General features: G+C 59.2%; 15 protein-coding genes and 1 pseudogene. 3 read left to right on the forward strand and 13 right to left on the reverse strand.

All coding sequences use genetic code 11. The features are described 5' to 3' along the window. Window positions 1-192 (forward strand): hypothetical protein (locus LCM4577_RS28985; RefSeq protein ID WP_206744902.1); only part of this gene is annotated, 192 nt, incomplete at its 5' end. 17 nt (window positions 193-209) lie between these two features. On the opposite strand, the gene LCM4577_RS28990 is transcribed toward LCM4577_RS28985, so the two are convergent. Continuing rightward, entirely contained in the window at window positions 210-695 is a 486-nt protein-coding gene (locus LCM4577_RS28990; RefSeq protein WP_083354898.1) for a molybdopterin-dependent oxidoreductase, read from the reverse strand. Between the two features lie 841 nt (window positions 696-1,536). After that, window positions 1,537-1,893, reverse strand: coding sequence for a hypothetical protein (locus tag LCM4577_RS28995; protein ID WP_198540316.1), 357 nt, complete (start codon window positions 1,891-1,893; stop codon window positions 1,537-1,539). A 182-nt stretch (window positions 1,894-2,075) separates the two neighbouring features. Between LCM4577_RS28995 and LCM4577_RS29000 the strand changes: the two genes are divergently transcribed. Beyond that, the gene (locus tag LCM4577_RS29000) at window positions 2,076-2,483 is read left to right on the forward strand and encodes a MucR family transcriptional regulator (RefSeq protein ID WP_040971399.1); all 408 of its coding nucleotides are present in this window, start codon (window positions 2,076-2,078) and stop codon (window positions 2,481-2,483) included. Between the two features lie 218 nt (window positions 2,484-2,701). Further along, on the forward strand, window positions 2,702-3,868 hold the full coding sequence (gene alr, locus LCM4577_RS29005) for an alanine racemase (RefSeq protein WP_082056433.1): 1,167 nt from the start codon (window positions 2,702-2,704) through the stop codon (window positions 3,866-3,868). A gap of 363 nt (window positions 3,869-4,231) precedes the next feature. Here the strand turns inward: alr and LCM4577_RS29010 are convergent, their stop codons facing one another. The 11 genes and pseudogenes from LCM4577_RS29010 to LCM4577_RS29060 form a co-directional block, all read right to left on the reverse strand. Next, the gene (locus tag LCM4577_RS29010) at window positions 4,232-8,044 is read right to left on the reverse strand and encodes a Ulp1 family isopeptidase (protein ID WP_244508453.1); all 3,813 of its coding nucleotides are present in this window, start codon (window positions 8,042-8,044) and stop codon (window positions 4,232-4,234) included. 204 nt (window positions 8,045-8,248) lie between these two features. Next, a pseudogene (locus tag LCM4577_RS29015) lies at window positions 8,249-8,434 on the reverse strand (IS5/IS1182 family transposase); the annotation flags it as partial. Next, window positions 8,428-8,826, reverse strand: a complete 399-nt coding sequence (locus LCM4577_RS29020) for a hypothetical protein (RefSeq protein WP_371410087.1) — start codon at window positions 8,824-8,826, stop codon at window positions 8,428-8,430. The pseudogene LCM4577_RS29015 and the gene LCM4577_RS29020, both read right to left, overlap by 7 nt. Window positions 8,827-9,031: 205 nt before the next feature. Further along, window positions 9,032-9,967, reverse strand: coding sequence for a MurR/RpiR family transcriptional regulator (locus LCM4577_RS29025; protein ID WP_071074408.1), 936 nt, complete (start codon window positions 9,965-9,967; stop codon window positions 9,032-9,034). After that, on the reverse strand, window positions 9,964-10,227 hold the full coding sequence (locus LCM4577_RS29030) for a hypothetical protein (RefSeq protein WP_131614332.1): 264 nt from the start codon (window positions 10,225-10,227) through the stop codon (window positions 9,964-9,966). Before LCM4577_RS29030 ends, LCM4577_RS29025 begins: the two co-directional genes overlap by 4 nt. 154 nt (window positions 10,228-10,381) lie before the next feature. Next, window positions 10,382-10,804 (reverse strand): tetratricopeptide repeat protein, encoded by a 423-nt coding sequence (locus tag LCM4577_RS29035; protein WP_082047141.1) that lies wholly within the window; start codon window positions 10,802-10,804, stop codon window positions 10,382-10,384. A gap of 153 nt (window positions 10,805-10,957) precedes the next feature. Then, window positions 10,958-13,051: a type III secretion system export apparatus subunit SctV gene (sctV, locus tag LCM4577_RS29040; RefSeq protein WP_071074409.1), complete on the reverse strand. Its 2,094-nt coding sequence runs from the start codon at window positions 13,049-13,051 to the stop codon at window positions 10,958-10,960. An 11-nt stretch (window positions 13,052-13,062) separates the two neighbouring features. Beyond that, complete coding sequence (locus LCM4577_RS29045; protein ID WP_096874933.1) at window positions 13,063-13,440, reverse strand: M48 family metallopeptidase; 378 nt, start codon at window positions 13,438-13,440, stop codon at window positions 13,063-13,065. A 42-nt stretch (window positions 13,441-13,482) separates the two neighbouring features. Further along, a complete protein-coding gene (locus tag LCM4577_RS29050) occupies window positions 13,483-14,034 on the reverse strand; it encodes a hypothetical protein (RefSeq protein ID WP_071074410.1) in 552 nt (183 codons plus the stop codon). Between the two features lie 26 nt (window positions 14,035-14,060). Further along, the gene (locus LCM4577_RS29055; protein WP_071074411.1) at window positions 14,061-14,951 is read right to left on the reverse strand and encodes a hypothetical protein; all 891 of its coding nucleotides are present in this window, start codon (window positions 14,949-14,951) and stop codon (window positions 14,061-14,063) included. Window positions 14,952-15,066: 115 nt separating this feature from the next. Next, window positions 15,067-15,273, reverse strand: a complete 207-nt coding sequence (locus LCM4577_RS29060) for a hypothetical protein (protein WP_040971374.1) — start codon at window positions 15,271-15,273, stop codon at window positions 15,067-15,069. Window positions 15,274-15,900: the final 627 nt, after the last annotated feature.

The raw sequence follows: 15,900 nt of genomic DNA on the forward strand, positions 1-15,900 counted from the left end.
AGGCTTCAAGCGCAAAGGGGTCATGCGGCGAGGCGACTGTCGGCGGAACTCGCCTTCACAGCAGTCCTGCTTCCGCCCGAGGCGAAGATCCCGGCGCAGAGCCTGCAAGGCATGATAAGGATTTCGCCCTGGTTGAAAGCCGCAATTGCAATCGAGGAAATCGTCTTCGAACACACTACAGCCACGTGCTGACCATCCGCGCGCGACAGCTACAGGCTCCGCGCCAAGCGATCGTTGTCCGACCTGACAAGACATGGAGCATTCGTCCAATCTCGCACGAAATCCCAATCGAACGCCGCGCGTTCAATAAGCTCTCCGAATCGCAGGATCCAATAGGTGCTGTCCGACAACGGGGATGACGATCCCGAGGTTACCGCGAAAGCGATGGACTCCGGACCGCCTCGGGCAACATGGTCCTTCAACCGATCACCGATCTCATCGAGTGCTTCGTCCCAAGAGATCTCCATCCACCGCGGATCCGGATCGCTCTTCGGCGTCGTGCGCCGGAGCGGCGCCGTAAGACGCCGTGAATTGTGGACGACTTCCGGCGCCGATCGGCCCTTGAGGCAAATTGCCTTTCCGGTCGGATGATCAGGATTTGGCACCACCTTTTTGAGCCAGCCGTTTTCGACGACGTTGATGGTGCCACACCGCGACTTACACAGCGTACAAAAACCGACTTTTTCTTCCATCATGGGAGGCGGGTCTCCGACCGTCGTGCGATCGTCGCAGGGCAACAAAGAGAGGGCGAACCGCGGCTTCACGACTATGGCGTAGCGACCGCCAGTCCGATCTTTTCCAGCGCAAAAATCCCCATCTGAACCGTCGAAGCGGCGGGATGGACGGCTGTTATTGCCACTGATCTCGGATTAGTCCGGGCATTGGGCGGCAAAGCCGGAAGATTCCAAGCCGGTCGGCTGGGCCAATTTCACCGGGCAGGACCGGGGGTCGGTTCCCTCAGATCACGTTCGGACGAAGGCCTTTACATTTCGTAATTTGTCATCGCCGGACAATTCACGATAGGGCTCGCTTGCGGCTCGCGTCGCCACCCGACTCGGACAGCTCCTCCGGCCGGATGGACGGCTCGAGCCGCCCCTGCCCTCCGCGCACACGTCGCTGCAGTTGGCGGAAGACTTTCCGAAGCTACTCAGCCCGGCGGCAGCCGGTCGCGCCGGCGCGATTGCCGGAGACCACCAAGCTAGGTCGGCCCGCCATCTCGGTTTCAGCGCATATTCGCAGACCTTTGAGACCGCATCCGGAGCCTGTGCGGGCGCTGTGTCCACACATGTTGCACAGCCCACCGTGCCGGGAACCTCGGCCCGTGACAGGAGGAGGGACCCCTTCGCACCAAGAAAATCGGCAGATTCGTTAAGCGCTATCTCACTCGCCGGGAACCGCGGTTCCCGATTTCGCCACACCTGATCAGCTGCTGTCCAGTTCACCCACGCCGCAGGGTTTGAGGCGTTTGCGCCGGCCGAGGCACCGTAAAGTATTGCCTAGCGAGACTTCATTCAGCCGTCATGATGCGGATGCAAGCTAAGGGACTGCTGATCCCTCCGGTTGGCCCTTGCGTTCCCGTTTAACTCCTGGGCCCGGCTTACGACCGGGCTTTCTTTTATGCAGGCCTAGTTTCGACCGGATCGAACGGATGGCCTTCAGGATCGCGTAGGCAGCGTGCGCGTCCAGCGCGATATCCAACAGGCCTTCGGTGGTGTGAATCGAGAGAATGCCAATCTCGCTTTGGAATCCTCGACTGTCGAAATGTGAAATTCGCTCGGCACGAAAGGCAATGCCTTCTTCGTCTGGCGCATCAAGCACCTTGTGTCCATAGCGCCGACAATCGCGCAACCCGACACCATGGTAAAGCGGACCTAGAGGTCCGATAAACTTCATGACCTTGTAGAGCCTCCGGGAGGGGGCGATAATTGCGCGCTTCCGGGGGCCGTCGGTGGCAAAAAGCCTCCGTGGACTTTCAACCCGACCCCGTACCCGCGGACTTCGTTGCGTTCATGCCGCGCCACCGTTAAAAAACGAGGAGCTTCGGCGACATTGCTTCAGGCAAGAAGTGCACCGCGATGGAAGAAACCGACGACAACACTAGCGCCGTTATCGAGCTGACCGCCGAGGTGGTCTCAGCCTATGTCTCGAACAATCCAGTCCCGGTCGGAGATCTCCCGGCGCTGATCGATCGAGTGCATGGAGCGTTGAAGAGCGCCGGCGGCGGCACGGCGGAAAAGCCGGAAACTCTCACGCCAGCGGTGCCCATCAGGAAGTCCGTCACGCCGGACTACATCATCAGCTTGGAGGACGGGAAGAAGTTCAAGTCGCTGAAGCGGCATCTTTCCGTTCACTATGGCCTGACGCCGGACGAATACCGCGCCAAATGGGGCCTGCCGGCTGACTATCCGATGGTGGCCCCGAATTACGCCGCCGCACGTTCTTCGCTTGCCAAGTCAATGGGACTTGGCCGCAAGGCTACCTGATAAGCCAAAGGGGCGCTCGCTGAGACAGGCCCGCAAGCGTCCTGGGCGATGTGGGCCTGCCAACACTGATGGCCTTGCCCCTCTGATGATTAAATTGTCTCCTTGAGGGTGGAATGCTGCCGAGCGCGTTTAGGAGCCCACCTATCACCAGCACTTAGACGGTCTCAAAAAGACCTGATAAATCGACCGTTCTCGGGATTGTTTTCATCGTTTTTGTCATGCAGCTTGACTATCAGACACTGATACATTGCGGTCCACCCGGCGCCTCTGACCCCCACCGCACGCCGCTGCGCGGCAGCTGGTACGAGATCGACCTGGACGCGATCAGGCACAATTATCGCCAGCTTCGCGCACACCTGCCCGCGGCAGTCCGGATTTTCGCGTGCCTGAAGCGCAACGGTTATGGGTGCGGCGCCGGACCGGTGGCTTCAGCTCTGGCTGCAGAGGGGGTTGACGGCTTCGGCGTCGCTGCGCTGCCGGATGCGGTCGCGATAAGGCATATGGGGGTCGAGCTTCCAATCCTACTCTATCCAGGACCTCTGCCGTCATCGGCCGACATCATCGAACGGCTCGGGCTTACAGTCACGATCTCCAGCCTCGAGGAACTGGAGCGCTGGCGTGCTGCAATGGACAGCACGCGGGTCTTTGTAAAGGTTGATCTTGGCTTTTACAGGTCGGGGGCAGCGCCATCGGTTGTCGGCGCATTGCTCGCGGCCGGCCATGCTTATGACGATGTCGATGTCGAAGGGCTTTATGCGCATCTCAGCGAACTGCCTTCGAAGACGCCCTTCCATTTAAGCGAACAGCGCTCCCGTTTGCAGCAGATTCTTCAATCGGCCAATGCTTCTGGGACACGACCTCCCATTGCGATGGTGGCGAGCACGGCGGGCGTGCTTCGATACCCTGAGATGGATTTCGATGCCGTCGATCCCGGCGCCTTGTTCATTGGTGTCTCCGAGACGGATCATTCCACCCGGCCTGTCGCCCTGCGGCCGGCTCTTAAGGCCATTTCGAGCTCTCTGGTTTCAATCAAGCGGACCGACTCCTCGCTCGGGACGGCGCCGGACCTGCCTGGCTACCAGCAAGGAATGGTCGTCGGAGTGCTCGGTATCGGTTGGGGAGACGGGCTGCCACGTCAGCTCCCGCCCGGCGCTGAGGCACTGGTGAGAGGCCGGCGTGCGCCTCTGCTGCCGCCGGTTCATTTAGAACATCTCCGTATCGACCTCACGGAGATCCCCGATGCTTGTTTCGGCGATCAGGTGCTCTTGCTCGGGCAGCAGGGAGACCAGACCATCACACAGCATGAGGTCGCCACCTGGTGGGGCACCGACATCGTCGGGCTGTATGCTCAGCTTCGGGACCACGTTCCACGCGTCTATGTCTGAGATTCAGAAGAGCACAACAATCGAGAGCGGGTGATCCCAGCGCAACGACATTCACTAAATGGGCTACGACAGGCTTCTTCCTCCCCAAGCCCCCCGAAATAAAGTGGATCCATGCAAGTCCGAGAGGTTGCACGCAAGCTCTCAGCCTTGTGATCGTGGCAAGAAGAATAAGACATGAGCGGAAAGCTATCGGCTGATGACCGATCCCCTAGGCGGGCCCCTAAATCTGGAACTGAAATTCATTACATGGAAGCTTGACCTCTTCGTGGGAGGTTTAGCGATGGCGCACGGCGGCTCCGGGATCAGGCTGGTATTTCAGAACACCTCGGTCGGTTATCGGTTTTTGACCAGCAGAGGCCGACATCAGCCCCGCAGTCGGTGTTGGAGTGCCTGCCGATCGATGACGAAGTTGTCGAGGTGCAGCCTAGCTGGCTGCCACCTTTGCCCCAGTCGTCCGACCAGCGCCCTGGTGCCGTCAAGCACAAAGACGCCGCAATCATAGCCGTTCTGCTGCTGGGTTATGCGGGCCGGCTCCAGGCGGGCTCCCAGCCGTTTTGCGAGCTGTGCCGCGGGCTGGTCGTTGTGCCGCCCGGCGGAGTCGTAATGATAGGCAACCGGCCTTTCCCGCTCGCGTCGATCTACCAGAAGCAGCGACCAGTGGCTGCCGCGGCGTTGGGGATCGGTAGCGCTGGCATCGTTGACAGGCAGGAACAGGAAGTCGGCTGTATCATTGCCATTGCGATCATAGACGATGCGCTGGAAAGCCCTGAGGGCGGCATTATCGGAGCCCAGGCGCAGATGGTAATGGGCTATCAGCGGGTCGACGAGCTGCGTTCGGGCGGCGAGATCTGGATTTTCCCTCTGCAGCTCCTGCGCCAGCAGCTCGTAGTCTCTCTGGATATGCTCATCGCCCAGCCATTGCGTGGCGGCGAGCGCCAGCCCGCTGCGGTCGTGAGACGATGCTCGCGGATTGAGCGCCTTAAGCTGAGCGTCGGAGGCTGTACCTGGAGGCGGGGCATAATGGGCCTCATCACGCAGCTCGGCCGGTGTGGACGGCAAATCGACCAGGGGGTCAAGACCGCGGTAGATGTCAGACGAGCGAGCTGACGCGGACCGCCGGGCTGGCCCCATGTCTTGATCCGACTGCGGCGACCACGCTGACCAGGGGCGGTCCCAACCGGCAGGTCTTTGCCTTCCGGCTTGATCCACGTCCTGCCAAAGTTGCGACTGATCGTAACTTTCCGGCGAGGCGGCGGGCCTTACCCCCCAATCGGCCTGCTCCCGCGAGCCAAGCTGTGACCCGGGATCCGGGAGCCTGCCATGTGCAGCGCTCGACGCCGCGGAACCTTCGCCAGGCACGCTCGATGATGGCGATGGCCCGGCAATCGATCTCGACCTGGCAGCGTCCGACCGCGGCGCGGAGCCGGCATCGTCCTGCAAGTCGACGATGTCATCAAGGCCGGCATTGATCTGCGATGATCTACGTGACGAGCCGGGCTGGGCAATTGCCGAGCCGGCAACTGCGGTCCAATGGCCCGAGCCGCTACCCTCCTCAGCCAGTTGCACGGGCGTGAGCGCATTCAGATCAAAATCGGGATGCCGATAAGGTGTGGGCGACAGCGGCGCAAGGCCGGCAAAGGGCGAGGACGAGCCGGCACTTTGAGCAGACGAGGATGGGGCCGGCACGGGCGCCAATTCTGACAGGAGCGATGTCATCTGATGGAATTGCGCCGCATTGGTAGCTATTGGCGCGCCACGCTGTGCGGCCTCTTCTTCATGGAAGGCTCTCAACACGTCCCAAGCCGGGTCGCCCGGGGACATGGGGATGGGCGAGAGGACCACAGGCGAGGTGCTCTGCACAGTTCCAGCGGGCGGGCCGCTTGGCTGCTCGCGCGGGGCGGCTTGCCCATGGGCTGCCAAGCCCAGCGCATTGTTGGCTGCGACCATTTGCCGGTATTTCTGCAGAAAGCCCCAGGCTGCGCTGAAAACGGGGGCTGCGTTCTTCTTGTACTCGTCAACCGCCCGGCTCAGCATCGCGGGTTCAATCCGGGCAATGCCCTCGCCGAAGTTCTGACTGAGCCATCTGTTGAAACGACCCAAATGACTCCGATAGATCGCTAGCGTGACCTGACCGTACCTGCTCGCAGCTGCCTGACATGCGTCTTCGATCACCTGGTTCTCTTCGCTGATAAGGCGCGATCTGGCTGTTGTGACAGTCTGTCCGGCATCAGCTTGCCGGAGCCTTCCCAACGCCACATTAAGTTCACTCAGTAATTTTGCATCGTTGCCCGCGAAGTCCTTCGCCAGACTGTCCAGCCCCGGGTCCTCAATCCGGCCGGCGATCTGCGTCCGGTGGTTCTCGTAAAGCCATTTGCTGAACTTGCGCAGCGCCGCTAGATCGTGCGACATGGTTCCTTCTTTGAGGCGGGCAGCTATGGCTCTTGTCTGGTATCTGGCCAGGAGTTCCTCATCGTCCTTCGTGCCAAATTCCCGGATCTTAGAAACGATTGTCACAGGCTGTCCGGCAGAATGCTGCCGGAGCCTTTCCAACGCCACGTTAAGTTTGCGCAGTAGTATGGCATCGTTGCCCGCGAAGTTCTTCGCCAGACCGTCCAGCTGCTCGTCATCAATCCGACCGTCGATTTGGCTCTGGTGGTTCTCGTCAAGCCATTTGCTGAACTTGCGCAGCGCCACTATATCGCGAGCAATCGAGCTTTCACTCACCTTGGCTGTTTTAGCCGCTTCGGCACGGTAGGCGGCAAAAAGCGCCTCGTCCGGGTGCTCGCGGCCGCCCCTGCGACTGCGCGTTTGCTGAACGAGGGAAGCCTGGTGCGGTGCCTCGGCCGGCATTATTTGACGCGCGCCGGTCAAATCGCCTCCCAGGGTTCGTTCTTTGAGGCCGGCAGCCTGGGCAAAAAGTTCCTCATCATCGTTGGTGCCAGGTCGAACATTCGAAGCAGCCGTCCCAGGCTGTCTGACAGAAGCTTGCCGGAGCCTCTTCAACGCCGGATTGATACGCTCGTCATCGCGCTCCGCGAAGCCCTTCGCCAGCGCGTCCAACCCGGGGTCCTCAATCCGGCCGGCGATTTGCGTCCGGTGGTTCTCGGCGAGCCATCTGCTGAACTTGCGCAAGGCCGCTAGATCGCGCCTCACGGCTGATCCTTTGACCATGGCTTTTGCCCGGTATTGGGCGAAGAGTTCCTCATCGTCCTTCGTGCCGGGTCGAACAGCCGAAGCAGCCGTCACAGGCTGTCCGGCAGAATGCTGCCGCAGCCTTCCCAACGCCACCTTGGTATCGCCCAGTAGTACGGCATCGTTGCCCGCAAAGTCCTTCACCAGACCGACCAGCTGCCCATCCTCAATCCGACCGTTGATTTGGCTCTGGTGGTTCTCGTCAAGCCATATGCTGAACTTGCGCAGCGCCGTTATATCGCCACGAATCGAGCTTTCACCCACCTTAGCTGTTTTAGCCGCCTGGGCACGGTAAGCGGCAAAAAGCGCCTCGTCCGGATGCTCGCGGCCGCGCTTGCGACTGCGCGTTTGCTGAACGACGGCAGCCTGGTGCGGCGCCGCGGTCGGCATTGTATGGCTTGCGCCGGTCAAATCGCCCTGTTGATTGGCCGCAGGCCGATATGCGTCCGCGATGACGTGAGGGAGGCTCACGCCATCGGGTGCGCTTCCAAAGCCCGTGGCGGGCAGGTTGACCCGCGGCGGCGGGATGGAACTCGAAGCTTCGCAACCGACCCCAATCGCTGCGCGGCTCCGCGGCTGATCGCCACTTTGCGCCGGTGAGTGGGCCACCCGCTCCGCATCCTGCCAGAACTGCGAAGCGAAACTTGCAGCCGCAAACGGCCCGGCGCGGTCGGCGGCGGCAAAGAGCTCGTCCTGGTCAAAACTCTGCGCAGGTGAGTGAGCTGGTGGAGCAAAGGGCAAGTGCGAATCGCCTTCCCCGGCGCCCTCCTCTTGCAGCATCCTCGGTCCAACCGCATCAGCATGTGAGCCGGTCCGCCTGGCAAGACGGCTGTTCGGAACGGCTGGCCGATGCTGGCCCGGCTGCAACGCGTTCAGATGCTCCTGAAAACGCGCCTGGTCAGTCTGCTGCTGTTGCGAGCCTGCATCGTCTGTGCGGGCGAAATCTGAGACGTGGGACCGATTGATATTGCTAAAGGGATCCATCGTATCTCCCTTACCTGTTCCGAGCAGCTCAAGCCGCCCTGGCGGCTAAGAACTGTTTCTATGGGGCTCAGCTGTCGACAGGCTGACGGACGGAGAGCGCGGCAGGACGCAGTCGAGATCATCACCTCCAGGTGCGAAGGAGGAACTCGCTGCACGGCCGGCCGATCTTCCCGTTCGACGAGCCCCGTCCGGCTGCCGTTGCGAAGCTGTCGGATCTGGTGAATGCCGGAGCGCGGCGAGGAGCAGCCACAAATGCTGCCCGAACCAGTTGGGCAGCAGCGAGGAGTTGTAGCCGGCGGCGGCCAGGATGGCGTTGACGGCGTCGCCCTGCTCGCCGGCGAGGTAGTTGCGGTCCATCCGGTGCTCGGCCTTGATGTGGCCGATCACCGGCTAATCGCGGAGCGGCGGCGCATCTGCCGCTTGATGCCCGCGGTGTGACGCGCAGCTGCGTCATCGGTCAGCTCGCCTGGCTGGGGCAGCTCAACGCGATTGCCGCTGCGCGCCAGATTATCCGGCACCGTACTGCATGCTATTCCCAGCACGACCACAATAAGCTGGTCCCGCTTCCGGTAAGCCGAAGCATTTGTCTCAATACTCTCATGGTCAGCCTTCTCTTTGCCGGCATCACAATCTCCTCGTTCATCGCGAGGTAATTGATGCCAAAGTTGCTGACTCAGGAGGTTATCTTCAGTGCCGAAAACCGGCCGGTCTTTGGTTGGAATGGTAGCCGGCTTCATACCGGAATGGTGGCGGTGTTTGATCGGAACGGCGGCCGGCTTCACGTTGGAATCCGCAGGCCTGGACGGCCAATGGCGAGCTCCGGGGTGGGTTGCGGGCGAGGTTTAGCAGGCTGGAGTTCGCTTCCATTTTCATGCTCAAATCGTTTCTCCGCACGTGCAGGGTTTGGTACCATGCCGAGCCGTCCAGGCGCTTGCGATAAGCGTACCCTTCCATGTCGCTTTGCGCACATAATCACGCGGGTAATCATCAAGTAATTTCCGGAAACGCGCTAATCGCGGTTCCAGCGGTTGGATTACATTTCGCACGCCCTCTGCGCTTCCCACTATGGGGCGGTTTCCAGAAGACATCGAGCTCCGCGAGCTGGCGCTCGATTTCCTTCACGACCTCATCGACATTCATTCCGGAGTTGGCAGCGATCAACTTGGCCAAGATCTCGCTTGCTACCAGAGCCGGCGCGATACTTTTGAAGAAGGATTGTGGATTGCTAATTACAATGACGCTTGCCTTGGCCACACGGGCGAGCGGCGATACGCTGCTGTCGGTGATGGCAACCACAGCCACTCCTTGGCGCGCTGCTTGCCTAGCCGTTTCGATGGTTGCACGACAGTAAGGCTCGATGCCTACCGCCAGTACTACGTCGCCTCTCCCGACATCTCGCAAGGCATCGATGCCGAGTCCCCCGGCCGCATCAAGAACGACCGCCTGCCGGCCGAGCCGCGACAGCGTATAGGCAAAATGCTGTGCCACTGGATGCTCTGCGCGCAAGCCAAGGCAGAAGAGATTTCGGCTCTCGGCAAGGACACTGGCAGCAGCCGTCAGCTGCATCGCGTTCGCACATTCCCCGAGCCTCGCGATTTCGGCTGCCAGCGTGCCCGCGACGACTCCGACCGTTGAGTAACTGCCATCGCCATCTTGCCGAGGCTCAGGCAGCGGCGATTCGGCAGACGTGCGCAGGGCCTTCGCATAAACGCTGCGCATGTCTTCGTAGCGGTCGAGGTCGAGCCATCGCGCTAGCCTCATCATGGTCGTGTGGGACACACCCGCTAAATGCGCTAGCTCGCGCATGGACATTAACGCGACGTCCTGCGGATGGTCCAACACAAACCGGGCAGCCCGCTGGAGCTGAGGCGGCATCGTCTCAAACCGTTCGACTAAGAGGTCGGATAGAGGCCCCTTTTTCATAGCCCCTCGCGCCAGTCGGCCAGCTGAAAGGTACGCCCTATTTCACAAAAATAGACACTCGAAAGAATTCCCACCGGACGCTCTTGCTGAACGACAGAGACACGCGCCAGTTCTTCATTGACAACAAAATGCCGTGCCGTTCCTGAACGACTTCTTATGTCGCAGCGATAAACACCCTCTTCTGCACCTCCAAGTTTCAAGACCGAAGAGGAACGTACGTTCGGAGACATACTCTGTTTGATTACCGTGAAGGCGTCCACTTTCTGGATCCAAGCATTTGAGAGATCAATTCACGTACCTATGGACCAAGACTTTTCGCGCTGATTTCGGGCTCGTCAGGTTTTGCGGGAACCACTGATGAAAGCTGCTGCGACTATGTTGGTGCGTGCGATGAGCTTCCGCGCGAATGCCAGTCTACCGCGATCGTGCCGGCGCACTCCGTCCTGACTTCTCGTCAAGCGCGAGCGACCGGTTAAGGTTGTTGACCAACATCTGGTTCCCGGGTTCTTTCCTGAGAGCTTGGCGATATAGCGCTTGGGCCGCGCCATGCCGTCCGCATATATCGAGCACAACTCCCTTCGCGTTCAATGTGCGCAAGTTGCCGGGAGCCGCAATCAAAACCCCATCGAGCACCTGGAGCGCCTCGTTCGGGAGTTTCCTTGCTAGTAGGGCTTTCGTAAGCTCTATCGCCGCGTCGACATTGCCTGGTTGCTGCTGCAGCTGATCCCGCAAAGCCCGCTCATGAGCATCCTGACCAACGGAGCTCAAGATGCGTTCGCGCATTCCCGGATTGATATCCTTGGCGCCGAGCAATTCGGGTGACGGCGTCTCCTTCACTGAAAGACCTTGTGGGCCCCAGCTAGTGCAACCACCGAGAGGAAGAATGGTAAGTATTGCGAAGGGAATTGACGCCAGACGAACTGAACGCAACTGCGCAACGACTGCTGTTCTCATGGGAATGCCGCTATCCTTACGACTGATGCTACGATTTCAGCTGGGCTCAACGCGCAAATTGTTACGCTCTCCCGACGTTTCGTGATTCGTTGCGGCGGTGAGCTTGACGGATCCGACCGGCTGAATCGTAAACTCCGAATCCAGATCCTGATAAGACAAAACGACGAGATCGATCCCGTTGCGGGTAAGGAAACCGCGGACGAAGCGTCGGACATCCATTGAAGCCAATATGACAGGATGGCGCTGACCCGGCGCAGGGTTCGAATGGATCTGCCGCATTTGTGACAGCAGCATCTCACTTTGCGCATCCCCTAATACGAGGTAGGGACCAACAGCCGAATCACGTATCGCACCGCGCACCAAATTCTCGGTTTCACGTTCGATAATAAAGGCGGGCAGGACACCCTGAGCGTTAGCAAAACGATGACAGATCTGCCGCGTCAGACCGGAGCGAACATATTCCGTCAACAATGCGACGTTTTGCTCCTGCTCCCCCCATTCGGCCAACGCCTCCAAGACGAGGCGGGTGTTGCGGATCGGGATATCTTCGTCCAGTAGACGGCGCAGGACATCAGCGACCCGGGGGACCGGCGTCGTGCGTAGCACCTCCTTCACTAGCTCGGCATATTCCTGCTCCATTCGGCCCAGTAATTCACGGGTCTCTTGGATGCCCACCAAGCGCCGCGCACGCCGCGTGAGCGTTGCCTGGACTCGCGATGCAATAAGTTCGATGGGACTGTGATAGCCGATGCCGGCGTCATTGAGAGCCGATGCATGGCTTTGTTCGACCCAGATCTTGCCCGCTTCTGGGTCATGCTGGAAGGGGATGCCGCTCAATTCAATATTGGCCAGATCGTCAGTAAGCCTTAGCTGCGTCGCATCAATCGCATCCTGTTCGACCGGCACGCCCTCGACATCTATCCTGAACTGCGACTCCGGCAACTGCTGTTCGACTGCAACAGGGATGCGGGGAACAATGATGCCGAGGTCAGATGAGACCAGTTCCGAAACGCGCTCAATGTGCTTTTGCAATTCGGCTTCGTTGATCGCATCTCCAAGGCTCGGTGCAAGGAGCAGGGKGATCGGACCTCCTTCCGGAGGTGGGGTTTGCTTTTTTGGCTTCCCTGGAGCTGCGGTGGTAGTAGTGGCATTGTCGCCGTTTTGCTTATCACCTTTGGTAAAACTTGCCGCCGCGAAGAACGCAGCCAACACGAGAAAGACGGGCAGAGGGAAGCCAGGAACAAACCCCATCGCAACCAAGACACCAGCAGCCAGCCTCAACGCGCGCGTATTGGCGGTGAGCTGGCCGGCAATGTCGGCACCAAGGTTGAGTCTCCCGGCCCCGCCCACACGCGTGACTATGGTCGCCGATGAAATCGACAGCAGCAGTGCTGGAATCTGTGAGATTAATGCATCACCTACGGTCAGCAGAGTATATTGCTGCACCACCTCGCCGAAGGGCAACCCCTTGGACAGCCCGATGGAAACTCCGCCCAGCAAGTTGATACAGATAACCACCAGCCCGGCGATGGCATCGCCCTTCACGAACTTCATGGCCCCGTCCATAGCGCCATAAAGTTGGCTTTCTTTCTCCAACATGGCGCGCCGCATACGAGATTCATTCTCATCGATGTGGCCGTTCCTTAGCTCGGCATCGATCGCCATTTGCTTGCCTGGCAGAGCGTCGAGCGTGAATCGCGCCGCCACTTCTGCAACGCGTTCGGCACCCTTTGCGAGAACCATGAACTGGACCATGGTCACCACTAGAAAGATCACAAAACCTACAACGATGTTGCCTGAGATTACGAAGTCGCCGAACGTATGGATGATGCTACCGGCCTCCCCTTCCGCAAGGATTAGTCGCGACGTTGCAATGGTAAGCGCGAGGCGGAACACCGTGGAGATCAAAATGACGCCGGGCAGGGAAGAAAGTTCAAGTGGCGTGCCGACATACAGGGCAACCATTAGAAGAAGTATGGCGAATCCGAGGTTGAATCCGATCAGGACGTCAACGACGCCGATTGGGATTGGCATGATCATCATACCGATCGCCAGAAGCAGCATTAACGCGACCATTAGATCCGGGTTGGCCGGCGCTCGCGCGATGAAGTTGCGCATGAGGTTCGCCATCGCGACCTTCTTTATGTTTGTTTGAGAAGAATTGTGCTGCTGCGGAGTGAAACGTAGCTTTGGAAGACCGCTCGCGCCTCGTCCATGCGACGGGCTCGCAGCAGCGCATGGCTGCGCATGAGAGTCAAAGGGACGCGAGAAGATTGCTGGTCATCAAGTACGTCCAGCCTGTCCAGGATCGTCAATGCTTCATCGCCGAGACCCTCAGCAATCAACGCATAGGCGAAAATCCGTAGCAGGTTGACATCTTGAGAATTGTCGCTGACGGCGAGCCGCAACAAGGCTAGGCTTTGGGCGCTCTGCCCACAAGCAAGGTGGGTATAGGAAAGGGCGCAGAGCAAATCTCGCTCCTGCTCGGAAATCAGCACGACATCACCGGTCTTTGGCAACGTGTGTCCCGACGAGATAACCCAACATTGAAGTTCTATTCTTCATCCAGGTCGACCTTCGCTCGCCTTGATCAAGCTGTTCCGGTTCAGTCGCAACAGCACCAGCCGCCGAAACTCCTCTTGGAGGGCGGCAATACCTTCACGCGCCACCGAATCCTCAGGTACCGCCGCTAGCGCCTTGACCAAGCGCTCCAGAAGAACACTACGCTTCCCTTCGCGCAGGATTTCCGGATGACGTATGCGTGGCATGATGAAGGAGAGCTGGCTACGTGCGAGAGTATGGCCATGAAGAGCGGCCGCTGCAGCGCGGGGGTCGATCTCACTGATCTGAAAGCTCTCGCTCGGGCTGACGGACGTGACCGCCTCGATTTCACTAATTCCCAACAATCCGTTGGCCGTGCGTGTGAGCGGCATATCGTGCGCGTGCGCACGCCGCAAAGTCGATGCATGCTTCTTGCTGCGATTTGCATGAGCGCGATCGAATTCCATCTTTTTGGTTTCACCATTGGCCGGCTCGGCTGCTCCTGCAGGCTTAATGGTAAGATCGTGCGCCGAGGTGCCGGAGCCGACAGGGAAGCTGGACATCTTGACCATGGAGTTCTCCTACCGAACCTGGGAGTTTAATAAGGGAGCGCAGCAACGCGGCCATTTCGGCTCAGCAGCACCTGAGCGTCCTCGATCCGATCGACCATCCATCCATTATCCAATAGAGCTCCCACGAAATACTTCTGCCCACCGATCAGAAGATGTGGAAGATTCCCGCGCCACACAGCTTCAATGGGGATTGCGGATGGTGCCTTGTCCTCTTTGATCACCACACCGTTCACGAGTGTTAGCGCTCCATTTGTGCGATGATCGAACCGCTGTTGGATCTTCTGCCATTTGGAGACCAAGACAGGCGTGACGGTGCCCTCGGCGGTAACAACACTGTCTACGGATTTGATTTTGATATCGAATAACTGCGCCCGATCAATTTCGTCTTGCAGCGCTTTCGCCGCTAACTGGACGCTCTGATCACCAGGGCGCTTGATGGTTACCTTCGATATAGGTGCGGGGTTAGTAGGATTGGCGCTCAGTCCGCTGGTACTGCCGTAGAGGGAAAAAATGGTTGAGAGCGCACCGAGGCCAATGCAGCTCACCAAGACAACGGCTATCACTGGCATTGAGAGGCGACGCATGCCAATGGGGCGCTTCTCCCCCGCATCTTGAATGGACCAGAGAATGGACATCGCGCCCACATGAATGACGACAGGAAGAGAGACAACAACGCGCTCGCCTACGGCGATATTTTGGTTGCCCTCTATGCGGATCCCATCCGCAAGGGCCTCGACCTCAATCGAATTGCCAAGAAGACTGACACGAAGATGACGCGGCTCTAGCCCTTGTTCGATGAAAATTATATCGGATTCAAGACCACTACCGATTACATTCGGCCCCAGAGGCGCATTACCAGTCAGCCCAGAATAGAGACCCGACAGCACTTCGAAATCGATAGAAATGGCGTCATTCACGGAACTCTCCCGCACAAGGAGATGAGCCGTACAGCCATGGCCGTACGGCTCACTTTGACTCCACATTGCACCGCCAAGGCAGCGGTCGGGACGACGCTACGTCCCGCTTGCAATGTTACTGAACGCGCTCGTCGGCCACCTTCTTGACCGTTTGAAGGTTGGTCGTAACGGTGCGCAGCATCACACTCCGTTCCGTGGCCTCTGCGCTCATTGCCGTGAGCGCCGCAATTTGCGACTGGAAGGCGGCAGCCCCAGCCCCTTCATTAGCCATATTGCCAAGGGCAGGAGCAGCACCACCACCAGCGGGAGCAACTTTAGACATATCGTTTTACCTTTCCGTTCGAATTGTGCCGTGCTTGACGGCTTACACACCTGACGCCGAAGAATCCGGCGTCAGGCATCCTCTTCCGTATCACCCATGGCGTCATCGAAATCAGCCATGGAATCGCTCGCCATTTGTACTGCAATGGAACTCAGAACACTTTGGAATGCCGCACTCTGATCTACCGATTGCGGGTCATTTCCAGAACTAACCGGACCGCTGTCCCGTCCGCTCTCCCCAATCGGTCGGCCACCACCAGAAGGCCCGCCGGGCTCATCGTGCCTATCCCCATGGCCCGCTCGATCCAAGGACGCACCGGTGCCGCCACCTCCACCTCTAATTGCTCCGACCATCAGGTACCTCGGTTCTTTATTGCCCTCAAGAGGCTGCGATGCAGTGTTCAAAATCGACTTGCTCAAGGTAAGAGCGCGAGCTTTCGAGAAGCTGACGGCCCCCAAAAAAACGAAGAGACGCTGTCACAAAAACTGAAGGTCGTATACGGGCTGGCCTGCTCATATCGATGCGCGGCGGCTTTAAAGGCGCCATTTACCCGGCAAGGTGGGATCGGAAGGGTCAGTCATGCTCGGTGCCGCAATTGAACAGATTTGATTTAAAGGGTTCGGAGTA

Origin of the sequence: Mesorhizobium sp. LCM 4577 (genome assembly GCF_001854795.2) — a bacterium.
Taxonomy (GTDB): Bacteria; Pseudomonadota; Alphaproteobacteria; order Rhizobiales; family Rhizobiaceae; genus Mesorhizobium; species Mesorhizobium plurifarium.

What these genes read in the sequence shown, in the direction of transcription:
- LCM4577_RS29060 (WP_040971374.1), bottom strand. Translation starts at nt 15,273, where the DNA reads ATGTCTAAAGTTGCTCCCGCTGGTGGTGGTGCTGCTCCTGCCCTTGGC.
- LCM4577_RS29010 (WP_244508453.1), bottom strand. Translation starts at nt 8,044, where the DNA reads ATGGATCCCTTTAGCAATATCAATCGGTCCCACGTCTCAGATTTCGCC.
- LCM4577_RS28995 (WP_198540316.1), bottom strand. Translation starts at nt 1,893, where the DNA reads ATGAAGTTTATCGGACCTCTAGGTCCGCTTTACCATGGTGTCGGGTTG.
- LCM4577_RS29025 (WP_071074408.1), bottom strand. Translation starts at nt 9,967, where the DNA reads ATGAAAAAGGGGCCTCTATCCGACCTCTTAGTCGAACGGTTTGAGACG.
- alr (WP_082056433.1), top strand. Translation starts at nt 2,702, where the DNA reads ATGCAGCTTGACTATCAGACACTGATACATTGCGGTCCACCCGGCGCC.
- LCM4577_RS29000 (WP_040971399.1), top strand. Translation starts at nt 2,076, where the DNA reads ATGGAAGAAACCGACGACAACACTAGCGCCGTTATCGAGCTGACCGCC.
- LCM4577_RS29050 (WP_071074410.1), bottom strand. Translation starts at nt 14,034, where the DNA reads ATGGTCAAGATGTCCAGCTTCCCTGTCGGCTCCGGCACCTCGGCGCAC.
- LCM4577_RS28990 (WP_083354898.1), bottom strand. Translation starts at nt 695, where the DNA reads ATGATGGAAGAAAAAGTCGGTTTTTGTACGCTGTGTAAGTCGCGGTGT.